This is a genomic window from Halorubellus amylolyticus (assembly GCF_034808145.1).
Classification (GTDB): Archaea; Halobacteriota; Halobacteria; order Halobacteriales; family Natrialbaceae; genus Halorubellus.
The window spans coordinates 11,964-35,228 of sequence record NZ_JAXHGM010000012.1 but is presented as its reverse complement, the minus strand read 5'-3'; the positions used below and the strand labels follow the sequence as shown (position 1 = coordinate 35,228).

Below are 23,265 nucleotides of genomic sequence, written 5' to 3'. Positions count from 1 at the left end.
ATACTCGTTGCCGGGGCTGACGATTGATGCGAAATCGGGAGCCAGTATGGGAGCGGCAACTGACGCGGTCACCGACTATCGTGGAGGTACAGGCCCACAGCCACGAGGGGCGCCACTGCGAGCAGGTGAATCGTCCACAGGAATAACAATCTGTTGTGGCCACCGAAGCGCTGGAGGACGCGATACAGCCAACTCTCGTAGGCGAGGGCGGCATGCCACGCTGTCGGAAGCAACAGCACAACGGGCACAACACCACCAACGAGACCGAGAGAGAGCGTCGACTCCGGGACGCCAAGCAGTGCCAACGTTTCTGTAATCGCAAACCGCGGGATACCAGCGTATGAGAGTCCTGTGACGAGTGCGTTCTTCGCCGGGAGGAAGCCAAGCCACGTTGCTGCCATCTCGGGGTAGAGAGTCTTCCACGCATAGATCCCGGTGAACCACCCCAATCCGGGAACGGCCCATAAGAACGCGCGCGGCAGGTTCACTCCTTTGGCGCTTCCTTCAACGTCGGTCACGTGCCGTGGAAAGTAGCCGTAGCGGCCAGGCATCGAGACTGCGGTCTCTTGGACCACCTCGACATGCGTGTGCGAGTGTCCCTCGAACGGCACCAATCCAAAGGCTGCATCGGATTCAGCGTCACGTGACCGCTCAACGGGCAGAGTCTCCACCACTCGCGTCTGCAATGACTGAATCACACGCTCCAACAGGTACGGGAGCGCCTGAAGCCACGGTAGCGCCCGAAGTGCAAGCACCAACATCGCACTCACAGGAATCAACAAGAACGACATGACGAATATGAATGTGATCATAGTGATTGCGTCACCCGGGACGGCAAACGAGAGCACTTCGATGCCGGCCCTGGCTAGCAGCGCGACCAGAAACATCGCGAGTAGATTGAAGATGGTGAGCCCGAGAATCGCAGTGGCCCTGATGGTGAGGTCTCGAAGCGTGATATCGAAGACCGTCCTCCCAATCGGAGTGGCGAAATGCCGTGCCCAGAGTCCGCCTGGGACGACCGCGACAGCCGCGGTGGCCCATGCTAAGGCCACCGGTCGGTTGACTTCCCGCAGCGGAACGAACGGGATGTACAATAGGTACATCACAAAGATGAGACTCACGCACACTCCAGCCACGCGGAGAAGCTGACCCACCACCGCTCGTGGCTCCGTAACGAGTCGCCGCGGCCACGTTGTCAGCTTGGGTGGCTCGCCAGTGGTGAGTCGGACCGCCCGCTGCCACAGGAACAGCAAGCCTGGAATCCAATTCACCAGTGGGATCCACATCACAACGGCATAGTGTAACCCTTGCCAGCGCGGCCACGCAAGCTGCGTCTCCAAGCGTCGGCTCTCAAGGAACACCGCCCAACTCCCAAGCAGTAACAACAGCCACATGCTGCCCTGCGCAAGCGGGCTGATCTCGTCGAGTGGTCCGAACGCCAGCCGCCACGCGAACGGGCTTGCCATCGCACCACCCAACACCAGTGTCCACCGCGAATGCTGCCTGAGTTGCCGTACAAACCCGAGTTCTGAATATTCCCCGACGTACCCACGTCGAGTCGACGCCTCACCAACTCCCGCACGACCATCCGTGTTACTCATCTGTCACCTCAAATCAACCAACGCACCGTACCAACCGAACCATCAAAACGCTAGCGGCCACCCCCAACACGACCCCAGACCGACAAAGACCCATCCAAATCAGACTCCTACTACAGGAACCGAATCCATCCGGACCAACCGCCAGCTCAAAACAACAATCGGTCACATGTGTTCCCAAGATTCACCACAGCCGCTCGGGGAGCGCACCACCCAACAGACGCTGGTCTACTCCCAGCTTCAATCTCACGCTGCCGAAACTGGACTCCAACACCGTTCACGCCCGCATCAGAAATATCGAGGGAGGGTATTCCTGGAGCACCCATGGACCGACTGCAGTCTCGCTGGAATCTCCGCGCTGAAGAGAGCAGTTGGAGTGCGTTACCGCCGACGGAAGGCGATCAAGAGGAGTACGAGAGCGGCAGGGAGGATGGTGAACCCTGGCACTGGACTGTCCTCAAGCGGGCCCGCCCCGTTATTGGGCTCTCCCGTGATGGAGGTGGCGGACGTCGGCGATGTCGTAGAGGTTTGGGATGCTTCAGTTGCTGGTTGCGTGCTGGGGTCTGCGGTGGGTTGCTCCGTTTGAATGGATTCTGTCGACGTCGTGGAGGCTCCGGTCGACGAGCTCGTCGTGGCTTCGGTCCTTCCTGATGTGGTCGACTCGTTTGGGATTGCTTTGCCGGCGCTGCGTTGGTGGTAGGTCTGGAGGCGGGTAGCTTGGGTATCGATGAGCGACCGGGCTTCCGTGGCGACCGACTGGTAGTCGATGTCCTCAATCCGTTCGGCCTCATGGACGACGAGGATGCTGCCGTCGGGGAGACTCTCGTTGATCCGGCTCGAGGAGACGAGTTCACCCGTCAGTTCGTACCGTCCGCTCGTCTGGACGAGCGGGTCGTCCTGATGAGAAGCCGAAAGCCCAATGACCGGGAGGATGTCGTCGCGGGATTCGGGGACAGTGGTCCACGCGATACCGGCGTCAGCACGGACGTCTGCGGCGACGTTCACGCACGCTGGACCACTCGGCGTCTGCACAGTCAACAGGTCCTCACTACACTGGCTCGTCGTCGCATGTTCAGCCGTCTCCTGAACGCTGACGTGAGACTGGTAGACGCGCGCCGTAAGCGTGACCTCCTTGCCATCCAGATCGTCACTGTTTGTCGTGAGGTCGGCGACCGAGTCGTACGTGTCGGCCTCGAACGCTGCATTGACGACGTACAGCGACGGCACGTCGCGGCCGTCCGCATACGAGAGCAACCCGTTAGTGTCGAGGGTTTTGGCGAACTCGTAGGCCTGGCTCGACGGGTTGAGGACGACGCCGTCGACAGTCGCGGGGGCGCTCGCCCAGTACTGCTTCTGGAACGTGAACGTCGGCAAGAACGGTGCCTCCGGATGCTGGAGGACGCGCTGGACGGTCGTTGCGTTCGGGTAGCGAGCGAGCGTGCGTGCTCGCCGCGTCGAATCCTCGTACAAGCCCGCAGTATTCTGAGGGTTGGCGACGAGTGCACCGACCGTCATGGCCGCGGTGACGTCGTCGCCTTGGTCTGGGTCGGCCAACGCCGACACGCGACGGTACTCGGTGGCAACGCGAACGATATCGAGCGCATAGTCGTCAGGGTTGTCGCGAATCGATTGGACGGAGGCGGTGCGGCCGGTCTGCTCGTAGTCGACGTTGCTGGCGATGGCGACGTCGAGCGTGAAGTCGTCGTACGAGATGGCGGCGTCAGTGCCTTGCCCCTGGACGGTGGCGAGCCCTTTCTGTGGGGTCGTGGTCGTGAAGACGAGCGTCAGCGAGTCCTGAGTGGCAAGGACGAACGCGTTCATAGAGCTATCGAGCCCGAGCTGGGAGCGATAGCTATCGACCTCGTCCTCCAGCGACGCTGGCGTCTTGAACACCACCCCAGACGTGTCCACGGTCTCGGTTCCCGATTCGACGATGATCGTTCGACTCGTGCTTGCGGAGACGCGTTGGTCGGCGAGCGTGCCGGTCGCTGAGACGGTCAGGGTGGTCTCGCCACTCGACGTGAACGCGTGGGAGAGCGACACGGTCTGTGACTCGCCGTCGCTGACCGTGACCGTCTTCGAGGCGACGGTACGGCCTTCGACTTCGAGTGCAACCGTGATGTCGCCCGAGACGGTCGTGCCGGCGACCTCTGGGAGACTGATGGTACTCGAAATCGACGTGGACTCGTCGACGACGGCCGAGTCCGCTGCAGTGGTCGACACGTCGAGCGGGCCGATGTCGGGCGTCGTGGTGGCTGGCTCCTCCACGGTGAGGGTTTCGCTGGCGCCAGCGTTGAAGCTCTGCCCCGCAAATTCGGTGCCAGCCGTGATGCGGACGTCGTGACTCCCACTGTCCGCGAACGTGTGAGAGAACGAGATCTGGGTCGGCGCCCCGTCCGTGACCGTGACCGTTCGTTCACTGACTCGGGTGCCGTCGACCACGAGCGCGAACGTCAGTTCCGTCTCGTACGACCCGACGAGGTCCGGGAGCGTCGCACTCGCATCGATGGACACTTCCTCCCCAACTGTCGGGTCCGACGGGAGCGTCACAGACACCTCGAGATCCGACACCGACGAACTCGATGTGTGCGGCACCGCCGCGACTCCCGACACCATTGGTGCAAGGACCACCAATCCAACAACGAATACAAGCTTCAACCGTATCGACAAATCAAACGTCACACCCGTACCAAACAAGCCAACCAGATAATTATTATGGCAGGTTTGAACCCCCCAAGAACGTCATGTCGAGGAGGAACTGTAGCGAGACTCTCGTAGGACAGGAAAGAACCCTACCCGCCGATGGTTGACGGACGCATCTAGCCCCAGGAGACTCATTCTTCGACAATAGACTGGTCCTGCAATCCTGTGCGTTGGCTAGATACTAAAAACAATTAACAGGCCAGACTGTCTGTGGCTACCAAGGAAATGCTCGGTCTTGACCCGCTTGTTGACAATGCAAAGAGAACACTCGAGGATGTCTATCAGGACTTGCTCCCAGAGACCGAAGAAGTGCGTATCGCGACCGGCTATTTCTACCTTTCAGGATTCGACCTCTACAAAGACGATTTATCTAATCTGAAACAACCGGAAGACTCCGCGACTGCCCCCCTTCGTATCCTCATGGGCCGGGAAACAGATATGCAGACAGCTGACGAAATTGAACAGGGGAGGACCCTTCGAGAGCAATTGAAAACCGAAGTGAAAGCTGACATCCAGGACCTCAATAATGCACAGTTGGACCGGCTCGAACGACTTCGTGATTTCATCGCTGAAGGGCTCGTTGACGTCCGCGTTCGAAACCCTGAACAGGGCTACTTCCATGCCAAAGGCGCGTGTTTCAGACTGGTCCCTGACGACCCCAGTGCAGGAGAAGGAGAACGCGACCGACGCCCAAGAGCAACCATCGTTGGATCGTCGAACTTCTCGCAAAGCGGCCATCAGAACAACATCGAGCTGAACCTCACCAGTGCAGACCTCGGGGATGCCGAAGAGTTCGAACGCTGGTACGACAATCAATGGGCGAACGCCGAGGACTTCAGCGAAGAACTGGTGAAAGTCATCGAGAACAGCGACCGGTATCAGGAATACAAGGACCAATCGTCGGACAATGATACCGAACTCGGCACGTACATCGAACCGTTCGAACTCTACAAATTACTGGCGTACGACGAACTCAACGGTAACGTCAGCATCCGCGACAGCCCACTGTACTACTTCCAGACGTTGGGGTATGAGAGTGCCAAGGAGAAGCTGGCGCAGTACGATGGCTGTATCATCTCTGACTCCGTCGGCCTCGGCAAATCATTCATCGGCGGCGAGCTTCTTCACGACTATCGGCAGGCTGGCGACCGCTGTCTGTTGATTGTGCCGGCGAATCTCACTGACCAGTGGCGGGACCTGCTCCAAGACGACACCGACGAGGACGGAGAGCCCTACTTCGGTCTCGAGGTTGACGGCACCCATCTTGAGGTGATGAGTATCAGTAAGTTCCAGAACTTCACCTACGACGAAGTCCAGGATTTCAGGGACGAGTTTGAGGTGGTGTTGGTCGACGAGGCGCATCGGTTCCGGAATCATGGCAAGTGGCGGCCCCAACCGGACCACGACGATGACTACAAGGGCACGCGTCGGCACGCCAATCTCCGCCAGCTGCGCGGGAAGACGATGGTCATGCTGACGGCGACACCAATCAACAATTCGGCGACGGACCTGAAGAACCTCATCAGCTTGTTCACGAGTGCAGAGGAGTTGCGGAACAAGGCGTCGCTGGATTTCGACGCCTTCGACGAGTACATCGAGTTGTCGGAGGAGCGTAAGCAGATTGCGGCGGGGAAGGAGGAGGTGAGCGATGAGGAGCAGGCGGAGTTGACGCAGCAGTTACAGCAGCGGTCTGAGGAGATCTCGCGGATGCTGAACGAGGTGATGGTGTTGCGGACACGGAATCACGTCAAGACCCAGATTCAGGACGGCGAGGACTTCGAGATGAGCTTCTCGCCCCCGACGCTCTCCAAGGAGGAGTACTCGCTGCCGCGTGCGTATCAGCCCATCTATCGGATGCTGCCGGACGTGATGGATGCGCTGCACCTGCCGCATATCACGGTGAAGAATCCGAATGCAGGGGGGACGCTCAAAGCATTGTACAAGCTGAATCTGTTGAAGCGCTTGGAGTCCTCGACGTACGCGTTCGTGCAGTCCATCGAGACGCTCCACGGGAGCGAACGCCAGCTCCTCAAGGTTCTGGACGGGCTGCCCGAGGACGAGGATATCGACGTGTTGCGGCGCGTGCAAGGGGGTGAGGATTCGAAGGCTATCGATGACTTCGTGGAGGGGGCGGATGCGGCCGAAGATCTGGAACAGACGTTGGAGGAGTTTGGGTTCGACACGACGGCCGTTCGTGCCGACGACGCAGAAAGCGACGCACCGGATGAACTCGCAGACGCCACAATCGGTGAGGTGAAACAGTACGTCCGCGAGGACCTCACGTTGTTGGCGTACTTCCTGTCGCAGTTCATCGGCGACGTGGCCCGTGATGCGGGCGACGTGGGCGACCACGCCGTCGAGATCAGACAGTGGTTGCACGAACACGATGCGGGGACGCTCCCGGAGGTTCCGGAGGACGAGCGGAGTCCGGTGCTGTACCCGCGGAGTGACCTCGAGGAGGTTGTGGGGGCGACGGCGGAGTTCTACGAGGCGGTGTTCGCGCTGCAGGAGTTCCGCGACCCGAAGATTGACCGGCTCGCCGACGTGCTCGAGCGGCACGACCGGAAGGTCCTGATATTCACACAGTATCGGGGGACCGCAGACTACGTGTATCGAACGCTGCGCGATGATCCGAACTCGCCGCTGACGGCAGCGAACAGTGCCGTCGTCAAGGGCGGGGACGACAACAAGCAGCAGGTAATCGAGCGGTTCGCGCCGGAGGCGTCTGGATACCAGCAGACGCTCGCGGAATCAGGCGAGTCGGAGTTACAGTACGTGGTGGCGACGGACACGCTGAGTGAAGGGGTAAACCTGCAGGACGTGCACGTCGTCGTGAACTACGACCTGCCGTGGAATCCGATGCGAATCGTCCAGCGGGTTGGGCGTATCGACCGCATCGGGTCGACCGAGGAGAAGTTCGTGCACAACTTCTATCCGGACGGCGACATCGAAGCAGCCATCAAGCTCCTCAAGCGCCTCCAAGCGAAAATCAACGACATCGCACTCATCGTCGGGAAAGAGAACAACATCCTCGACCCCAACGAAGACCAGATCCTGGAGCAAGCTGGCGTCGATACCCAGAAGACGATTGGAGAGCTGGAAGTGGAGGAAATCGAGGATTCGCTCCGGCGGAGCCGCGAGGTCACGGACGTGAACGAGCTCGACGACACCTCGAAGAATCCGCTGTTGCGGAACGCGGGGAGTGATGAGGATGCAGCGTTCGAGCGGTACCTGTTGAAGCAGGAGTTGAACGAGGACTTCGAGTTGGACACTGAGGACTTCGAGTTCGCTGAGGACTTTTTCGACACGCCGCCGGGTGAGCGCGAGCACCTGTACACGAACGCGACCGACCACAGTGACGGGCCGTTGCCTGGTGTGTTCGGGCTCGCGCATTTGTGGTTCGAGGATGACGACTCGCCACGCGACGCCCCGCTTGGGCGGACGCGGCGGGCGCTGTACTACAAGCGCTTCAGTGGCGACGAGGTGAAAGAACGCCCCGTCCGACACATCGGCCTCACACCTGGCGCTCCTGGCGAGCCACTCTCAGGGACTGCGGAGCATGCAGTGGCGAACCGTGACCGGATCGAGGCTGTCCTCGACGATCGATTGGAGTCGGTTCGGGAGAGCCAGGTCGGTGGCGCGTTCAAACACGGCGAGAAGCTCTCGCCCGAGCAAGAGACCATCCTCGACTTCATCGACCAGTACATCAAACCCAGGTACGGGAGTGATGACGCACCTGTCGACGGGTTCGACACGGTAGCGGAGTGGGCGAGTGCGCTCGCTGAGGACCTCGAGGCGGTACGGCTCAAAAATACCGACGAGGACCGGATTCTCCGAGAGACCTTCCGCCACCACGACGACTACGAGTCGTTCACAGACTGGCCGCCCATCGAATTCCTCGAGACATTGGAGACGTTCATCGAGGGGAATATCGCGGGGTCCGCGGAGTACCAGGAGACACTTGTCAACGAGAGCGACGTCCAGGGCCGCCTCGTCTGCTGGGGTATCATTGACCGCTAGCAACCCTACCTCGATGTTGTGGTTCGGTTAGTACCCAGCGAGCCCACCCTCGCTTGGTTTGGATCTCAGACGGAGTATGGTACTACTGGACCTGCTCTTGCGTACTCGCCCTGAGTGAGATGCGGTCGATATGGTGGGGTGGTGGGAGCTCGGCGGAGGGAGCGTAGGGCTTCCGAGTTGGGGTGGAGGGAGGTGCCTATTCGTCAGGGCCGATGACGAGGTAGTCCTCGTTGGCGCGGAGGTTCTCGATATAGGACTCGATGGCCCCGTCTTGGTTCTCCTCGTCCAGAACCTGCTGGTACTCCGCTACCTTTGACTGGTAGAGTGTTTTCTCAAGCCAGAAGTCGCCTTTGTCGTCTTCCTTGAAGACAGCCAGGACGATTAGGAGATGAACGCCGCCGATCTCGATGTAACTGCCGAAGCCGCGTGTGGCTCCGCGGTCGCGTTTGATGTAGTCGACGTCCTTGGTCACCGTCTTGTCGTCGTCGAAGACGTCGGTGGCATTCCAGGCAGTGAGGAACTTTCGTGCTTCCTTCCGAATCCGTTTCTCAAGCGATTTATCCAGTGCCTCCAGTTGGTCGCAGGCCTCATTCAGGTAGATGATGTACCGTGGACTGCCTGTCTGCGCACTCATCGATACAGGTCAGTCACTCGTGCCGTTCAGCGCCCGTCGAAACTCCTCGCCCGACGGCAGATCACGGCCCACGCCGGAGCCTTCAGCATCGTCCTCTGGCGGGGTCGAATCAGTAGCCCCGGGGAGCAACCCAACGGCACGGCATTCCGATTCGATACGCTCCATGCGAATCCGGTACCCGTCCAGCAGTTGGTCGATGTCCGACCGCGACCCCCACTCCAGCGCGTCCGCGTTCGGCCCATGCGTCGTGTGAATCGAGATGACCTTCGTCACGAGGTTCCACGCGTTCTCGTGATAGAACTCCTCGATCATCCCGAGCTGGTACGACAGATCGCCAGGGAAGTCATCCAAGTCCCCCTGTGCGATAGTGAAGTACACGTCATCGACCAACTCAAGGAACTCGGTGAGCAGATCAGCGGGGTTCTCGTCGCTCTCCAGGTCGACATCAGCAGCTTCGAGCGCACTCGGAGACATCTCCCGGTGACTGTAGAGCTCCTGCTCGAACGCAGCCAGTACATCGACGAAGTCGTGGTACTCGGGTTCGCCGAACGAATCCAGTCCATCCACGTCGTACTGATGGAGGACCTCCTGAATCCGAACGTTGATCAGATACAGCTCAACCCACTCCTCGATATCGCCACTATATGCAGTATAGAACGCTTCAAGAAGCGTCTCCCGGTCCGCGTTCAGAATCTCCGAGAGCGATTCGAGCGACCCGATCGAGACGTTCAAGAAGAACTCGCGATAGTCAGCTTCGTCCCACACATCTTGCTTCGATTCTGCTCCTGGCTGAGCCGGTTTCTCGGTAGTAGGTAGATTCGCCAACTCGGTTTGCTTGATTGTACTCGCACTTGGGACGAGCGTACCGAGATCGCCACCGTATCGATGCCAGCTGTGCTGCATCTCCTCGTGGAGCCCACGTTCAGCCATCGCCACGTACATCAGCTTGTTCAGCTTGATGTGAGCATACTCGAACGTATCCAACGACCGCTCTACAGACGACTCAGCAAGTGCCGCCTTCAGTCCCTTCCGAATCGCTGTGGAGTAGTAATCCTCCCAGCGTTCGGAGAGCTCATCCTGGGACATGAGTTATTTCGTACGTGTAGCTAGCCGGCGGCGTTGGTAATTCTTCTGGTTATCCCTCACCCATCCACCGCGCGAATTCAAGCCGGAGAGAGCCTACACCAGTACACGAGAGGTTTGAGGCAGTACGTCGTAGCAGACCAGACGTCGGACTCCATCGTGCAGAAAGGGCCAGCCCGCAGTCTTTTCTCAGTTCAATGCAATCGTCTGGTAGTGCCAGACGACTCTCTCGAAGCAACACTCCAAACAATCGAAGCCCAGCTTGACGACGTTGAACAGCGTCCAGCGACCACCCTCGACGTACTGGGTGAAGCGACCCGCGAGCGGTACTGGGAGGCGCTCTTGGTTTACTTCCTCGACCCAGCGAATCCTCATGGGTTCTCGACGGACGTGCTCAGAGCCTTCCTCAAGGCGCTCGCGGCACACGACGAGACGACAGTGCGTGCCGCGCTCCACGATCTGGATGGCGTCGAGGTGCATTCGCAGGTGGTGACCACTGACGGCCTGGTTGACGTCGTGCTCTGGAACGACGACGCGTGGTTCGTCTGTCTCGAATTGAAGGTCGAGGCCGGGGAGACGGACGCGCAGACGACGCGGTACGCGAACGCGCCAGCACTCGGGGACCTCGTCGTCGACGAGCATGGGGGTGTCGGTGAGTATGTCTATCTCGCACCGCGTCGTGCAGGGTCGTCTAGCGCCGCGTCGTTCGTCGACGTCTCCTGGGAGCATCTGGTGCCGTACTTCGAGGATGTGTTACGGGCTAGTTCGGGCCAGTATCCCGCGAAGAGCCAGGCACAGTTCGCTGATTTCGTCGATACGATACGCCGCACACTCAACATGGACGATGACACCATCATCTCAGAGGAGACGCGACTGTACACGGAATACGCGGAGACAATCGACCGCCTCGTCGGCGCGTTCGAGGACGACAAGGAGACGGTGTTCACGCGACTTGAGGAGGCCTTCCTCGCAGACCTAGGCGGGGACCGCGAGAACTGGCGGGTCAACACCCGACCGAACACCTATATCAACTTCGCGAAGCCCACGTGTCAGAACCTCCCAGGTGGGACGACCATCGAGTACGAACCCCACGTCACCCTCAACCGAGATACCCAACAGATCCGTCTCCGGTTGGACATCGAACACGGCGACAAGGACACCATCCGGGACGCCCTTCGTGATCGACTCTCCGAGGACGAGCGAGAGGCACTCGACGCGGCAGACTGGCAGGTAGAAGATACGACGTACGCATACCTCGCGAAGACCTGCCCCCTCGACCTGGCCGCCCCCGAGGCGTCCATCCAGACCGCCAGCGACGACCTCCACGCCCTCCACGACATCGTCGGCCCCCACATCGACGCCATCGTCACCCAGCGTCGAGACGCCTGACACCGTAGTCGGGTACAGCAGGCACCCGAAGCTACATCAGCGTTGAAACAAGGGGCTGATGTCTGAATCTCCTGGAAGAGTTGGTGATCGGTGCTGAGCGGGGGCTTTTGTCGGTGGGGGAGCGGTAGCACTAAGCCTCCTCTTTGTGAGTTGACGGTACGAGTTGCGATGGATATTGAAGCGTTGATTAGTCGAAATTCGATTGAGAACAGTGACGTCGAGTTCAAGCACGAGGAGGAGAGTCACGAGGACGTCGTCAAGGAGCTGACCGCGTTCGCGAACAGTGGCGGTGGGACCATCATCGTCGGGGTGACAGAGGACAGTGGCGAGTTCACGGTGACTGGCGTCGACACCCCCCAGCATCTCGAGGAGAAAATCAGTCAGACGATCGACCGTCGGGTCTCACCACGACTCGAGCCCACCTTCGAACTCGAACCGTATCAGGACGAAACGGTCCTCTGCATCAGTGTGAGCGGTGGTGGCGAACTCCATAGCTATGGCATCGACCAATCGGTGTTCCCTGCCCGTCAAGGGTCGACGACGACGTATCTGAACGGGAAGGAAGTTCGATACCGCTACCGCCACCTGACTACTGCTGCAGACGGCCAGTCGGCCGATTCCGAGCCTGTCGACGAACACGACCCAGAGGTTCGAACCCTCGGAGAGACATCCCACTGGCTGGACAGGGAGCTTCACTTCATTCCGAAGCCAGACGGACGAATCGCGAACCCGTGTAGTTTCGGCGAGCTCTATCTGCCTTCGAATCCGGTGCGCACGACCACGGCAGTCAACCGACCCGACATGGAGACCATCGAGCACGTGTTGTCGTGTCTCGCCGAGACCTTCGGCCTAGACAACACGCGAAGTCACTTCACCATCGAGCAAAGCACTGGCGCATGGGTCGGGAGCGGCCTCTCCACGTTCTTCGACGCAATCCAATCGCAGCACGAACGCTACCTCGACGCTGGCATCGAGAAGCCGGAACTCTACAAGGCTGAGGAGGCACTCTATCTGGCAAATACATCACGCCCGTACCCGGAATCGCTCTTGCTCGTCTACGTCGAGCCGTGGGTCTCCGAGGACTTCGCGCGGTACTTCAGAATCGCACTCATCACTGACGGGTCTCCGCTCGACACGGCGCCGCTGACCGAGTTCGGTGACCGGACAGAGGCTCGCTTCCTGACCTCTGAGTCCGTGGATGCGGAGTTCAGCGCCCTCCCAAACCCGGAGCGCATCCCCTTCGACCCGGTCACGGAGGTCCAGACACGCGGTGAAGAGGATGGCATCGGGACTGACCCGGTCGGGTTCCTGGGCGAGAATCCATTCCACCGGGAGGCCGACGTGGTCGAAGAGTTGTTCGGCTCCCGGGAGGCACGGGCGCTGTCGCAGTACGAACAGCTCTACGCGCACTTCCTCCAGTTACCGCCAGCGGACGTCACTGAGTTCCGGCCCGGCCAGTTCAGGTTCATCGAGTACAGCAAGCTCGCACATCTCCCAGTCAGTGGCATCCACGTCGACTTCCAGCTGGAATGGTGAAGGCAGAGCGGTCATCCACGAGTGATTTCACGAAAGGATGCTGCGTGCGTGGCTTGGTTTCGTGGGGTGATTCGGGTGCCGCACGTGGGTTTTATGTGACCTGCCGGGTTGGTCTGGGGCATGGCTGGCCAGATCTCCGCCGACGATATCGCGGACTGGGATTCGCTTGAAGATATCGCGGAGTCATTGAAGAAACGCGGCTTGAAGACGTACGACGGGCTTGACGAGGAGCACAAATTAGCGCTGCAGATTGACGACAACGAGTTCATCGTTCTGGTCGAGGCAGGTGCTGGGGAGTCCGCGAACGATTTCAAGCCGGAGAATCGGTCCCGCCGGACGAATCTGGTCGCGACGAACGACTTCGAGGAGTTCACGTTCCTCACGCGAATCCGGAGCTGGGAGGGTCAACAGCACGGTCGCATCAAGCACCAGAAGCTCTCGTTCACCAAGGAGCAGATGACGAGCGACAGCGGCCAGAAGAACACGGTGCTCCAGAAGCTCAACAGCATCGAGTACGGCAACCCCAACACGGTCGTCGACACGCTCTACGACACCAAGCAGGTCGTCAAAGAATTCTACGAGCAGTTCGAAACGCTGCGAACGGACCTCGTCCAGGAGGTCGCTGGCATCCCGGACGACCGTGGGGATGCGAAGCAGCGGTACGTCCAGATCGTCCTGGACCGCATGATCTTCCTCTACTTCATCCAGGAGAAACGTCTGCTGGACCGGAATCGCTCGTACCTCCACGACAAACACGAGGAGGTCGTCGACGACGACGGCGACGTGTACGCGGACTTCTATCATCCGTTGTTCTTCGAGATGCTCGCCGAAGGCATCGACCGCGGGGACTTCGGGAGCCTCCCGTACCTCAACGGCGGGTTGTTCTCGAAGAACCCCGTCGAGGAGGAGTTCGACGACGCCCGCCTCGGCAGTACCACGGCGCGAACGAACGAGCTGTTCGGCGACATCCTCGACTTCCTCTCGGACTGGAACTGGAACGTCGACGAACGCCTCGACATCGTCGACCCCAAGAACCTCTCCCCCGCCATCCTCGGCCACATCTTCGAACAGACAGTCAACCAGAAAGAGATGGGCGCCTACTACACCCCCGAAGAGATCACCGGGTTCATGGCGCGCCGAACGATCCATCCATATCTCCTCGACCAACTCAACGACGCGGTGGACGCGGACTACGAGGATATCGACGACGTGTTCGCACTCGAAGACGTCCAGAGTGGGGGTGCGAACGAGGCACTCGCAGACGGCGGCGCCATCACCGCCCAAGCCCCCACCAACAACGTGGAGACCGAACACGTGGAGACGCTCTACCACGACATCCTTACCGAGATGAGCGTCCTCGACCCAGCCGTCGGCAGCGGCGCCTTCCTCCTCGCCGCCCAAGAAGTCCTCCTCGACATCTACCTCCAATGCATCGAATACTTCCAAACACTCGACGACCAAGGCAAAGCCTGGGAACTGTCGAGCCAGACCCGCGACGAACTCGAAACAATCACCGAAACCCAAGGCGGCCCCTCCCTACACGCCAAACGACAAATCATCCTCAACAACCTCTACGGCGTCGACATCGACGACGGCGCCGTCGAAATCTGCAAACTCCGACTCTGGCTCTCGATGGTCGCCGACATCGAAGACGAACCCAAAGACGTCGAACCCCTCCCCAACATCGACTTCAACATCCGCCAAGGAAACAGCCTCATCGGGTACGTCGACGAGGTCCCCCAGAACAAGGGGAAGACAACCTTCGACGATTGGACCGTGCGGGAGAAGTACCACGAAATAATTGAGGCGGTTCAGAATCATCGGGGAGCCACTGACAGCTCAGAGGCAGCGAACTGGCGGAAGCTCGCTGAAGAGCGGATGAACCGTCATCGACCAGACTTCGACGAACAACTCGCAAAAAATGCTCGCGAAGCTGGTGTCGAGAATCTCACGACAGAAGAACTCCAATCGTTCGACCCACTTCACTGGATCGTCGAATTTGCCGAAGTCTGGAACGACGGCTGCTTCGACGTCATCATCGGGAACCCACCCTGGGAAGTACTCAGTCCCAATCGAGACGACTTCTTCTCCCAGTACGACGAAACCTTCCGCCAGTACGATTCGGAGCGCAAAGACGAAATCCAGGAAAAGCGTCTCGAAGAAGACACCATCGCAGCGGAATGGGACGCCTATCAAGAGAGCATGGAACGGCGTGCCTCGTACTTCAACAACAGCACCGAATACCAACTACAATCTCCCAAAGTCGCCGGACGAACCGTCGCGAGCGAGAACGACCTCTCAGCTCTCTTCACAGAACGCGTCTTCGATCTTCTCGCCGACACCGGCTACGTCAGCCTCATCCTCCCCGGTTTCATCCTCAATGGTGCCATCGCCAAAGACATCCGCAACCACATCCTCGACAACACCACGCTCGACACCGTCGTCGGCTTCGAAAACAAAGGCATCTTCGACCAAATCGACAACCGCTATCGGTTCGGGATTCTGACTGCCCAGAATGGGGGGACGACAGACGGAATCGAAGGCATCTTTGCTCAGATGACGACCGACGTACTCAAACGAGTCGACGACGTCGCCGCAGACATTCCGCGCGAGGTGTTGACAGAGTATTCTCCCGAGGCTGGAATCTTTCCATCTATCACATCACAACAAGAGGCGGACGTACTCGCAAGTCTCCTAACCAATCCGTCGTTAGGAGACGAGGTAGACGAAGGTTGGAACGTAAACGTGCTCACGAAGGAGCTTCATGAGCCATCTGACAAGCACCTTTTCGTAGACTCTGAGGATGTTGGAGACTATCCGGTCTACGGTGGCGAGAACATCCATCAGTTCGCGTTCGACAACACCTTCGAATCGGATCTGGAACCGCCCCAATACTGGAGTCTCGATGCAGATTCAGAACAGAATGCTAAGAATAGGATTCAAGAGAAGAAATTCAACCAAGGAAACCTCAAGAAATCCCTTTATACCGCCTATGGGGGAGAAAAAACTTCCAAGTCGCAGGTCCAGTTTGTCGATGATTTGCTAAATGAAAAGAGAGACAAACCGCTCAATCAGAACGACGTCTTACTCGATTGCACCGAGTACCGAATCGCATACCGGGACGTGGCGCGGGCCACGGACGAGCGGTCAGTAATCGCGACGGTACTTCCGAAAGATACCGTTTGTCTTCACACTCTCCAGACCATCAAACCGTTCGAGATTAAGGCAGAGGAAGCAGACTTGACTGAAGAGCCTCTCCACAGCGCCTACACTAGAACATTCGCAGATCGAGAACTCTTCGCTGCGGTCGGGCTTTTAAACAGCATTCCCTTTGACTTCCTCATGCGAACCAAGATTGATACGCACATAGTCAAATACAAATTCCTTGAAGCAAAGGTACCCCGGCTGACCGATACCGACGACTGGTTCAACTATATCTCCCATCGCGCAGCTCGGCTGAATTGCTACGACGGGTCGTTCGCGGAAATGCGCAAGCGTCTGGATGACATCTCCCCAGCAACAGAGGAAGAGGAGCGGTTAGAACTTCGGGCAGAAATCGATGCAGCTGCTTTCCATGCATACGGTTTGGAGCATAGAGATGTTCAGTTCGTCCTAAACGACTTCCACCGCGTAGAGAACCCTCGTCTCATGACAGACGCATACCTCGACATGGTCTTCGAGAAGTATGATTTGCTATCGGATGAAGGACCGTACGACTAAATTCGGTAAGCGGAACAGGTAGCGCAGTAGCTTCAAGCGCTTCCAGTTTGAGCGGCTAGGCGGGATGACTCGTCTCTCGATCGTCCCCGCAGGAAGTGAGTAGAATATTCGCTTCAAAGAGACTGTCGCGTCACCTATTCCGCCACCAGAAGCGGCGTCGGAAGAGATATCTCGACATCATAAGAGGACAAAATAAAAATGTATTCACTCGGTCGCGGATCTGCTTCTTGCAAAGGAGTCTAACTCCTGATGGAGGATTATAGTGAAGGGATGACTCAATGGGGCCAGATTTTCCATCATTTCAATACTATTCTCGCATACCCGGATTCCTTCTTCATACTGGCCATCGTCCTTGAGAATTTTTAGAATCTGTCGGACAGTGGTTTTCCAATTCTCAATATTGCCATTCTTCACGTGGAGTTCTTTGGCCTCTCTGAGATATTTTAGCCCCGCTCGTACATTTCCAGTCTCCCCCTCAACTTGGCCCAATCCGAACTTTGCATTTGCATACTCATCATTTAACTGAATGGATTTGAGATAGTGTCGTTTCGCAGTTTCAAGAGCCCCGGTGTAGTAGAGCAACTGTCCATAGTTGAAATGAATTCGGTGAGCCTCAGAATTCATGTCAGTAGAACCATCCAGTGATTTGATAGCAGCTTCATAACACTTTGCTGCTGCTCCGTATGCCACATTTTCGAAATTGAGCAGACCGTAATCGTTGTAGATTTGTGGATCGTCCGTCCCCTCAATAGCTGCCTGGAATTGAGCCTTAGCTTCTTCAATACGGCCTCTATGCTTGAGAAAATTCCCGTAATGATGACGAGCTTTGTGATTTTCCGCGTCTAACTGTACCGCTTTCTGATAGTGGGTTTCCGCCTGTTCATAATGGTTCAGTTTCTCCCCACAATCTCCCAACCGGCGGTGAAGCTCTGAGGACTCACTTCCCTGTTCCAAGAAATGAGTTCCTCGCTCCCAGACCTTCGTGTATCGCTCCTCCCGCGCCATCGCATCAAGCGCTCTGAGCTCGTTCGATTTCGATTCTAAATCTGGCCGACTCCGAATATCCTCAACTGTACTATTTTCCACGAAGTCATCTCCTAATAGGTTTGTCGAAGTGTTCTCCCCTACCTCTTTTGCGTGTTTCTCCATGAGCTCTCGCTCACCAAGGTCAGCAAAGGCTCTCGCTAACAGACCGTGAACAATTGGTTGAATCTCTTGGTTGGTATCAATCAGAGGACGCAGCATGTCTCTGGTCCTATCCGGGTATTCAAGTTCAAGATAGAGATTAGCTAAGATGAGTTTCACATGGTGGTTTTCAGGGAACAGCTCTCTCCCTCTCTCAGCGATTTCTTTGGCTTCCAAGTAGTTTCCAATTGACTTATTCACAACTGCTAGATTGTAATACAAGTCGGGAACATGATATCCTTTGGTTCTGGCCTTCTCGAATTGGACTTTCGCCTCAGTGAACTCTTTCAACTCACTGAGTAACGCCCCTAGATTGTAGTGAGCCATCACCGAGGGCTGGTCAGACTGAATCGCTTTCCGATATTCCTGGACCGCCTCATATGGACGATCAACCTCATCGAGTGTCGCTGCGTAGGCATTCCGGAGTGTAGCCCATTCCGGTGCCACCGCCAGCGCCTTCTCGTAATGTTCGAGAGCTTCTTCCTGGCGTCCTTCAAGTTCCAAGAACAATGCAAAGTTGTTCTGGATACGAGGATCAAATGGCGCGAGTTCTTCAGCACGCTCCAAATGAGCCTCTGCCAGTTTCCGCGTGTCCCCAATCAAATTATACATGAGAAACCCAGCTAGATTTGAGTGATACTGGGGAATCCAGTCCCGAGCAGCGTCTGGAATCGTTGACACAAGGGATTCTAAAACGAAGTCAGAGAATCTGTCAATCACTTGCATCCGGTCTTCGTCCACTCCTTGAAGTTGGGCTGCGCGGATATCGTATTGCGGTTCATCAACAGGCGGATTGGGATTCCTTTCTTCCCAAACCCATTGGTTCCGTTCGAGCACCTTGAGCTGCCGGGTAAATTCAAATTCATCACGCCCAAACACCTCACTATAGACTTGGCGTAAGGTGGATTCGTAAATTGGAATGGCCGCCATCCGGAGTAAATCCATACCCCACAGAAGAAATCGCGCTTCGGGGTTCTCTCGACAAAGATGTTCGTACTGTTCATGCCAGATTCCACTGACGTCCACCGGAAGGTTCTCCACCTGGTTTTCGATATCGTCCGATGAATTCAGTGTTGCAACGACAGCTTCAACGTACGACGGTGAGGGATCGGCATACCAGACCTCATACGCGATTTTACTTGCCAGTTCCTCATCAACATCCACCCCATATGCCGAAAGCATCTGGTCACAAAGTTCAGAAACACCAGCTCTTGGAAGCGGTTCCAGAGTAAGCTCCTGGATCGCGCTCCAAACACGGTCATCTGGCCGAGCTAGATAATCGAGTTCATCTTTGTATTCGGCCCCCACCGAGCAGAGGAGATACAGCTCAGATTCTTCGGCTGATATGTTGCGGGATAATCGTTGGATGGCTTCACGAACTGTCCCTCCCTGTTCACCGGGCTGTACTCCGTGGATGTCATCCCAAATCAGTAGGACATGTCCCGAAAACGATTCCTGTGAAAGACCTCTCACGTCCTTCTTCCCGATGTACCCTGATTTCGGGAGAATTACGTGTTCAACGTCCCGTTGCTCCAAAATTCGTTGTTGAAGAGTCTTTAGTGCGTGTGTTTTCCCAATTCCACGACGCCCCTGAATCAGATATTGGTCGTGATCAAGTGTCTCAGGAAGCTCCGCACGTTGAATATGAACGTCTTCAGTGACCGGGGGCCCAGTCAGCAATTCAGATTCAACCATAGCTGCTGCCTCTTTGGTATCCTCCACATCTATCCGTTCATACCACTCTTGAGACGCCTGCGTCTCAATCACACAATCGAGCTTACGCTGAATTCCATCTAATTTCGCATCTACGTTTTTATTAATCTCTAAAAGGTACCTCTGAGCGGTTTCAGTACCCTGTATCTCATCAAACCACACACTCAATGCTACATCCATCGCTTCAGAAACAACTGTTTCAGCTTCCCGCTTTTCATCTGGATAGACAACTGAATCCGAGGTAGCCAGTCGAATCGCTATTTGTGATTCAATTTCACTCCTCGATTGGTAAACGCCCTCCAGAGAAAAGTCGTCGACTGGCTGGAGTAAATCCACACTTAGCTCGTCCTGTTGCTCAGGTTTGAGTTCAGCTTCCTCTGAAAGGGCTTCCACTAATGCCGCCGAGAGAAGTTCCGCATCAGATTCTGATATTAAGTCATTCAGGGTGTGATAGACGCGATTTCCTGAAATTGAAATCGTATCAGCAACTCCGTTGGCAATTAAGCTCGCCGCCACAGCGCTCTCTAGCACGATGAAAAGGTCGTATGGCGTTACGGTACGTAGTTGTTTGGGTCGCTGGTAGATTCAACCTTATAGACCATAGTCGACAGAAGTTTGGGTCTAGAACTAGATAAGAGACTATGGGCATCGCCGACGAAAAGTTGACGACGGGTGACGACCCGACTGAGTCGGTGTTATCGAAATCAGCGTTACATTCGAAGTCACTGTGTGACTACGTCATCAACGTCGCAACGGGCTGTCGACACGGCTGCAAGTTCTGTTATGTACCGTCGACACCAGCGATTCGCGCCCGCCCAGACATGCTGAAAGAGGAGGCTGGCGTCGATGCCCCACAGAAAGAGTGGGGCCAGTACGTGCTATATCGCGACAGCATCCCCAATCGATTGCCAGGTATTCTAGAGCGAAAGCGGACCTGGCACCAGACACCGCACGGCCAGGGTATTGTCGGCATCTCGTTTGGGACTGATTGCTACATGGACGGCCGTGCCGGCGAGATTACGCGCCAGACAGTCCAAGCACTAGCGGACCACGAGCGATACGCACGGGTGTTGACGCGGAATCCGATACTCGCACTCCAAGACCTCGACGCGTTCAAGTCCGCAGGCAAGTACGTCACCATCGGCTCTTCAATTTCTTCGCTCAATGCTGGTCAGGTCACTGCCATCGAACCACGCGCCCCCGGCCCAGCCCATCGTCTTCGCGGTCTTAAGCAATTCGCAGAACACGGTGTGAACACGTTTGTTTCGATGTCACCGACGTATCCGACGCTCTCGAAGCCAGAACTGCGAGATCTGCTTCAAACAATAGCCGAATGCGAACCGGACGTCATCTTTCACGAACCAATCAATCCCCGATCCGGCAACTTCCGGATGACAGTCGAGGCCGCCCGGGATGCCGGCCAGGACGAACTCGCCACCGAACTCGACCGCATCCGAGATCAAACCGCCTGGTTGGAGTATAGTCTTCGCCAGTTCGTTTGGGTCCAACAACTCGGCATGGAGCTGGAGTTACCGGTACATCTCTGGCCCGACAGCCGCCACCTCAAACACACTGATGGTCAGGTCCACGACTGGCTGCAGGGATGGAAGGACCGTCAGCCACCAGAGAACTTCGCCAACCGACCAACTCCTGAGAATCCACCGCCGGAGATTCCGTCGACACTATTATCAGAATTCGGTTAGTTCTCGTTGGGGTTCATCATCTGGGAGTGCATCGGCGATATCGGTGTCTGGGGTGAAATCGGTGAGGCCGGTCTGGCCGTCGTCCAGAATGGTGTCGACATGCCCCGAATGGACTGATTCGATGAATTCGCGAACGTACCGAATCACGCGCATATAACCGTTGCTTCCACCCGTCTTGCGGGTAGCATACGCAAGATCGAACCAAAAGCTGCCCACGTCCGTTTGGACACGCGTCGATTCAATGACCTCACGGCCTTGGTTTTTAATTCGGTCCAGATACAGTTGCAGGAGGTCTTCACGGGTCACGTCGCCCGTGGCGTGCCCATGCATGTCGATTCCGTAAAAGGCAGATAGGGCTTCCATGGTGTTCTGATTGGCGCTGCGGCCAATTGCATGGGTGATTGGGATGTTGATGAGGAGGTCGCCATACGGCGTTGGGGTGATATCCGAGATAGCGTTCCAGTTGACGTCCATCGCTTGGTTGTCGATGAAGCAGTAGTAGTTGAACCGCTCGTCGTAGTCACCCAGAGATTGGATCTCTCGGGCAATGTCACCTAACGCGTCATTAGCGTCCCTGTCGATAATTTCATATTCGTCTGGCTTGGTGAACTTGGGCAGTGAAAACGCATGCTCCAGACGGTCCTTCAGTGCCCGCGCGTAGTCGCCGTTCGCTTCGATGAAATACATCTTCGTGAACGGTTCCTGGGCTGCTTTGCAAGCCACCAAAGGTGACCCGAGGAAACATTCGGAGTCGGAGTATTTTGACACTCCTGACCCGGCGAGGGCATCGATGTAGAACGTCTTTCCCGTCTCCTGGCCCTGATGGACGTCAGTATACATACGCACAGCTGCTGAATGCAATATCAGTTTTAGCACCGACCAACTGTCAAACTCGTTCGCCACCCCGGGAGCGACAGCCAGCACCTCATCCGAACGTTGGCGTACTGCGTCAATCCGGCGCTTCAAATACGTAGGGCCATCCATCGATAGATCCTATGATGGAATTGAAACATAATGAATGTTATCCAGTACCCACCGACATGCTCTTATGCAACCCGGTGACAGTGAGAAGCAGACTCTCTAGTATGCACTATTTTGGAGATGTCTCCGGTCACCTCCGAAACCTACTTCATGGCGACTGTGAGGTCTGTGTCTTCGGTGTCGTCGGTGGCGACAACGTGTCCGCGGGCCGCTGCGCGAAACGAGCCGTTCGACGCATCGACGATATCCCAGAAGCGAAGTGGAACGATCTCACCAGCACGCAGAAACGCCGGTTCTTCGACTGCCTCGCTGATCAACAGGACACCGTCGAATACGGGTACTCAGTCATCACCAAGGGGCAACTCCACTCCATGGACAATTATCACCTGCTCTACCAGGACGTAGATCTCACCTGGGACCTCGCGTTCACCGGCTATGTGTACGGCGAGATTCTCTTCGAGATGGGTGCCACCGAGGAACGTCGAGCCCTCTTCACGTTCGACCGAGTCGCCTCGAAAAAACAATGCGAGAAGGTGAAGACGCATCTTTCAGACTTCATCCCAGACGTCAAAGTCTATTACGAGGGGTCACGGCAGTCAAACGGCATCCAGTCCGCTGACTGCCTCGCAGGTGGCATCGCGGAAGACACCAAGGCCGGTACCGACTGGATGAGTGAGCTCGAGACGGACGCTGTGACCAAGGGCATGAACAGTGCAGCGCTCGCACATCTTGAGAAGTCTCTCTCGGACATTAGTGCCGGACCGTGATTGGTCTCCCACCCGCCAGCCCGACTGATTCCCGATCCCAAAGGACGGATGTGGGATTCAGTCGAACGAGGTGGTTTTCCCACCTATGCGAGGTCATCGACCGCACACGGCTTTATCGGTAGACAATAATTGTCTATCGACGGTCAAAAGTCTTGTGCAGAGATTCCCCCAAGAAGTCCCACCAACAATACGAATCAAAAAACGGCCGTTCGACCCATTGTGACACCCAAAGA

Annotated in this window: 12 protein-coding genes; 6 read left to right on the top strand and 6 right to left on the bottom strand. The window is 56.9% G+C overall.

Annotated elements, in window-relative coordinates; all coding sequences use genetic code 11:
• Positions 1-68: 68 nt before the first annotated feature.
• Both SM754_RS18145 and SM754_RS18140 read right to left on the bottom strand, forming a co-directional pair.
• On the bottom strand, positions 69-1,466 hold the full coding sequence (locus SM754_RS18145; RefSeq protein ID WP_323677570.1) for a hypothetical protein: 1,398 nt from the start codon (positions 1,464-1,466) through the stop codon (positions 69-71).
• Between the two features lie 513 nt (positions 1,467-1,979).
• Positions 1,980-4,148 carry a hypothetical protein gene (locus SM754_RS18140; protein WP_323677569.1) on the bottom strand — a complete coding sequence of 723 codons (2,169 nt, stop codon included), beginning with the start codon at positions 4,146-4,148 and terminating at the stop codon, positions 1,980-1,982.
• Positions 4,149-4,526: 378 nt separating this feature from the next.
• Here SM754_RS18140 and SM754_RS18135 point away from each other — a divergent pair, with 378 nt between their 5' ends.
• Positions 4,527-8,321: a helicase-related protein gene (locus SM754_RS18135; protein ID WP_323677568.1), complete on the top strand. Its 3,795-nt coding sequence runs from the start codon at positions 4,527-4,529 to the stop codon at positions 8,319-8,321.
• Between the two features lie 196 nt (positions 8,322-8,517).
• Here SM754_RS18135 and SM754_RS18130 read toward each other — a convergent pair whose 3' ends face one another.
• Complete coding sequence (locus SM754_RS18130; RefSeq protein WP_323677567.1) at positions 8,518-8,955, bottom strand: hypothetical protein; 438 nt, start codon at positions 8,953-8,955, stop codon at positions 8,518-8,520.
• A gap of 9 nt (positions 8,956-8,964) precedes the next feature.
• Positions 8,965-10,041, bottom strand: coding sequence for a DUF8098 family protein (locus SM754_RS18125; RefSeq protein ID WP_323677566.1), 1,077 nt, complete (start codon positions 10,039-10,041; stop codon positions 8,965-8,967).
• Between the two features lie 210 nt (positions 10,042-10,251).
• On the opposite strand from SM754_RS18125, the gene SM754_RS18120 reads away from it, so the two are divergent.
• The 3 genes from SM754_RS18120 (at position 10,252) to SM754_RS18110 (ending at position 16,683) form a co-directional block, all read left to right on the top strand.
• Positions 10,252-11,427 carry a PD-(D/E)XK nuclease family protein gene (locus SM754_RS18120; RefSeq protein WP_323677565.1) on the top strand — a complete coding sequence of 392 codons (1,176 nt, stop codon included), beginning with the start codon at positions 10,252-10,254 and terminating at the stop codon, positions 11,425-11,427.
• Positions 11,428-11,595: 168 nt separating this feature from the next.
• Positions 11,596-12,963 carry an AlbA family DNA-binding domain-containing protein gene (locus tag SM754_RS18115; RefSeq protein WP_323677564.1) on the top strand — a complete coding sequence of 456 codons (1,368 nt, stop codon included), beginning with the start codon at positions 11,596-11,598 and terminating at the stop codon, positions 12,961-12,963.
• Between the two features lie 120 nt (positions 12,964-13,083).
• A complete protein-coding gene (locus tag SM754_RS18110) occupies positions 13,084-16,683 on the top strand; it encodes an Eco57I restriction-modification methylase domain-containing protein (protein ID WP_323677563.1) in 3,600 nt (1,199 codons plus the stop codon).
• A gap of 204 nt (positions 16,684-16,887) precedes the next feature.
• Here the strand turns inward: SM754_RS18110 and SM754_RS18105 are convergent, their stop codons facing one another.
• A complete protein-coding gene (locus SM754_RS18105) occupies positions 16,888-20,112 on the bottom strand; it encodes a tetratricopeptide repeat protein (protein ID WP_323677562.1) in 3,225 nt (1,074 codons plus the stop codon).
• Between the two features lie 110 nt (positions 20,113-20,222).
• Between SM754_RS18105 and SM754_RS18100 the strand changes: the two genes are divergently transcribed.
• Positions 20,223-21,284, top strand: a complete 1,062-nt coding sequence (locus tag SM754_RS18100) for an SPL family radical SAM protein (RefSeq protein ID WP_323677561.1) — start codon at positions 20,223-20,225, stop codon at positions 21,282-21,284.
• Here the strand turns inward: SM754_RS18100 and tcmP are convergent.
• Positions 21,270-22,268, bottom strand: a complete 999-nt coding sequence (tcmP, locus tag SM754_RS18095; RefSeq protein ID WP_323677560.1) for a three-Cys-motif partner protein TcmP — start codon at positions 22,266-22,268, stop codon at positions 21,270-21,272. The two genes, SM754_RS18100 and tcmP, sit on opposite strands and share 15 nt — an antisense overlap.
• A 56-nt stretch (positions 22,269-22,324) precedes the next feature.
• Here tcmP and SM754_RS18090 point away from each other — a divergent pair, with 56 nt between their 5' ends.
• Positions 22,325-23,032: a hypothetical protein gene (locus SM754_RS18090; RefSeq protein ID WP_323677559.1), complete on the top strand. Its 708-nt coding sequence runs from the start codon at positions 22,325-22,327 to the stop codon at positions 23,030-23,032.
• Positions 23,033-23,265: the final 233 nt, after the last annotated feature.

Bases quoted from the DNA above. Each gene is read 5' to 3' on its own strand.
- SM754_RS18130 (WP_323677567.1), bottom strand. From the start codon at position 8,955: ATGAGTGCGCAGACAGGCAGTCCACGGTACATCATCTACCTGAATGAG.
- SM754_RS18090 (WP_323677559.1), top strand. From the start codon at position 22,325: ATGCTCTTATGCAACCCGGTGACAGTGAGAAGCAGACTCTCTAGTATG.
- SM754_RS18110 (WP_323677563.1), top strand. From the start codon at position 13,084: ATGGCTGGCCAGATCTCCGCCGACGATATCGCGGACTGGGATTCGCTT.
- SM754_RS18115 (WP_323677564.1), top strand. From the start codon at position 11,596: ATGGATATTGAAGCGTTGATTAGTCGAAATTCGATTGAGAACAGTGAC.
- SM754_RS18135 (WP_323677568.1), top strand. From the start codon at position 4,527: ATGCTCGGTCTTGACCCGCTTGTTGACAATGCAAAGAGAACACTCGAG.
- tcmP (WP_323677560.1), bottom strand. From the start codon at position 22,268: ATGGATGGCCCTACGTATTTGAAGCGCCGGATTGACGCAGTACGCCAA.
- SM754_RS18100 (WP_323677561.1), top strand. From the start codon at position 20,223: ATGGGCATCGCCGACGAAAAGTTGACGACGGGTGACGACCCGACTGAG.
- SM754_RS18145 (WP_323677570.1), bottom strand. From the start codon at position 1,466: ATGGCAAGCCCGTTCGCGTGGCGGCTGGCGTTCGGACCACTCGACGAG.
- SM754_RS18125 (WP_323677566.1), bottom strand. From the start codon at position 10,041: ATGTCCCAGGATGAGCTCTCCGAACGCTGGGAGGATTACTACTCCACA.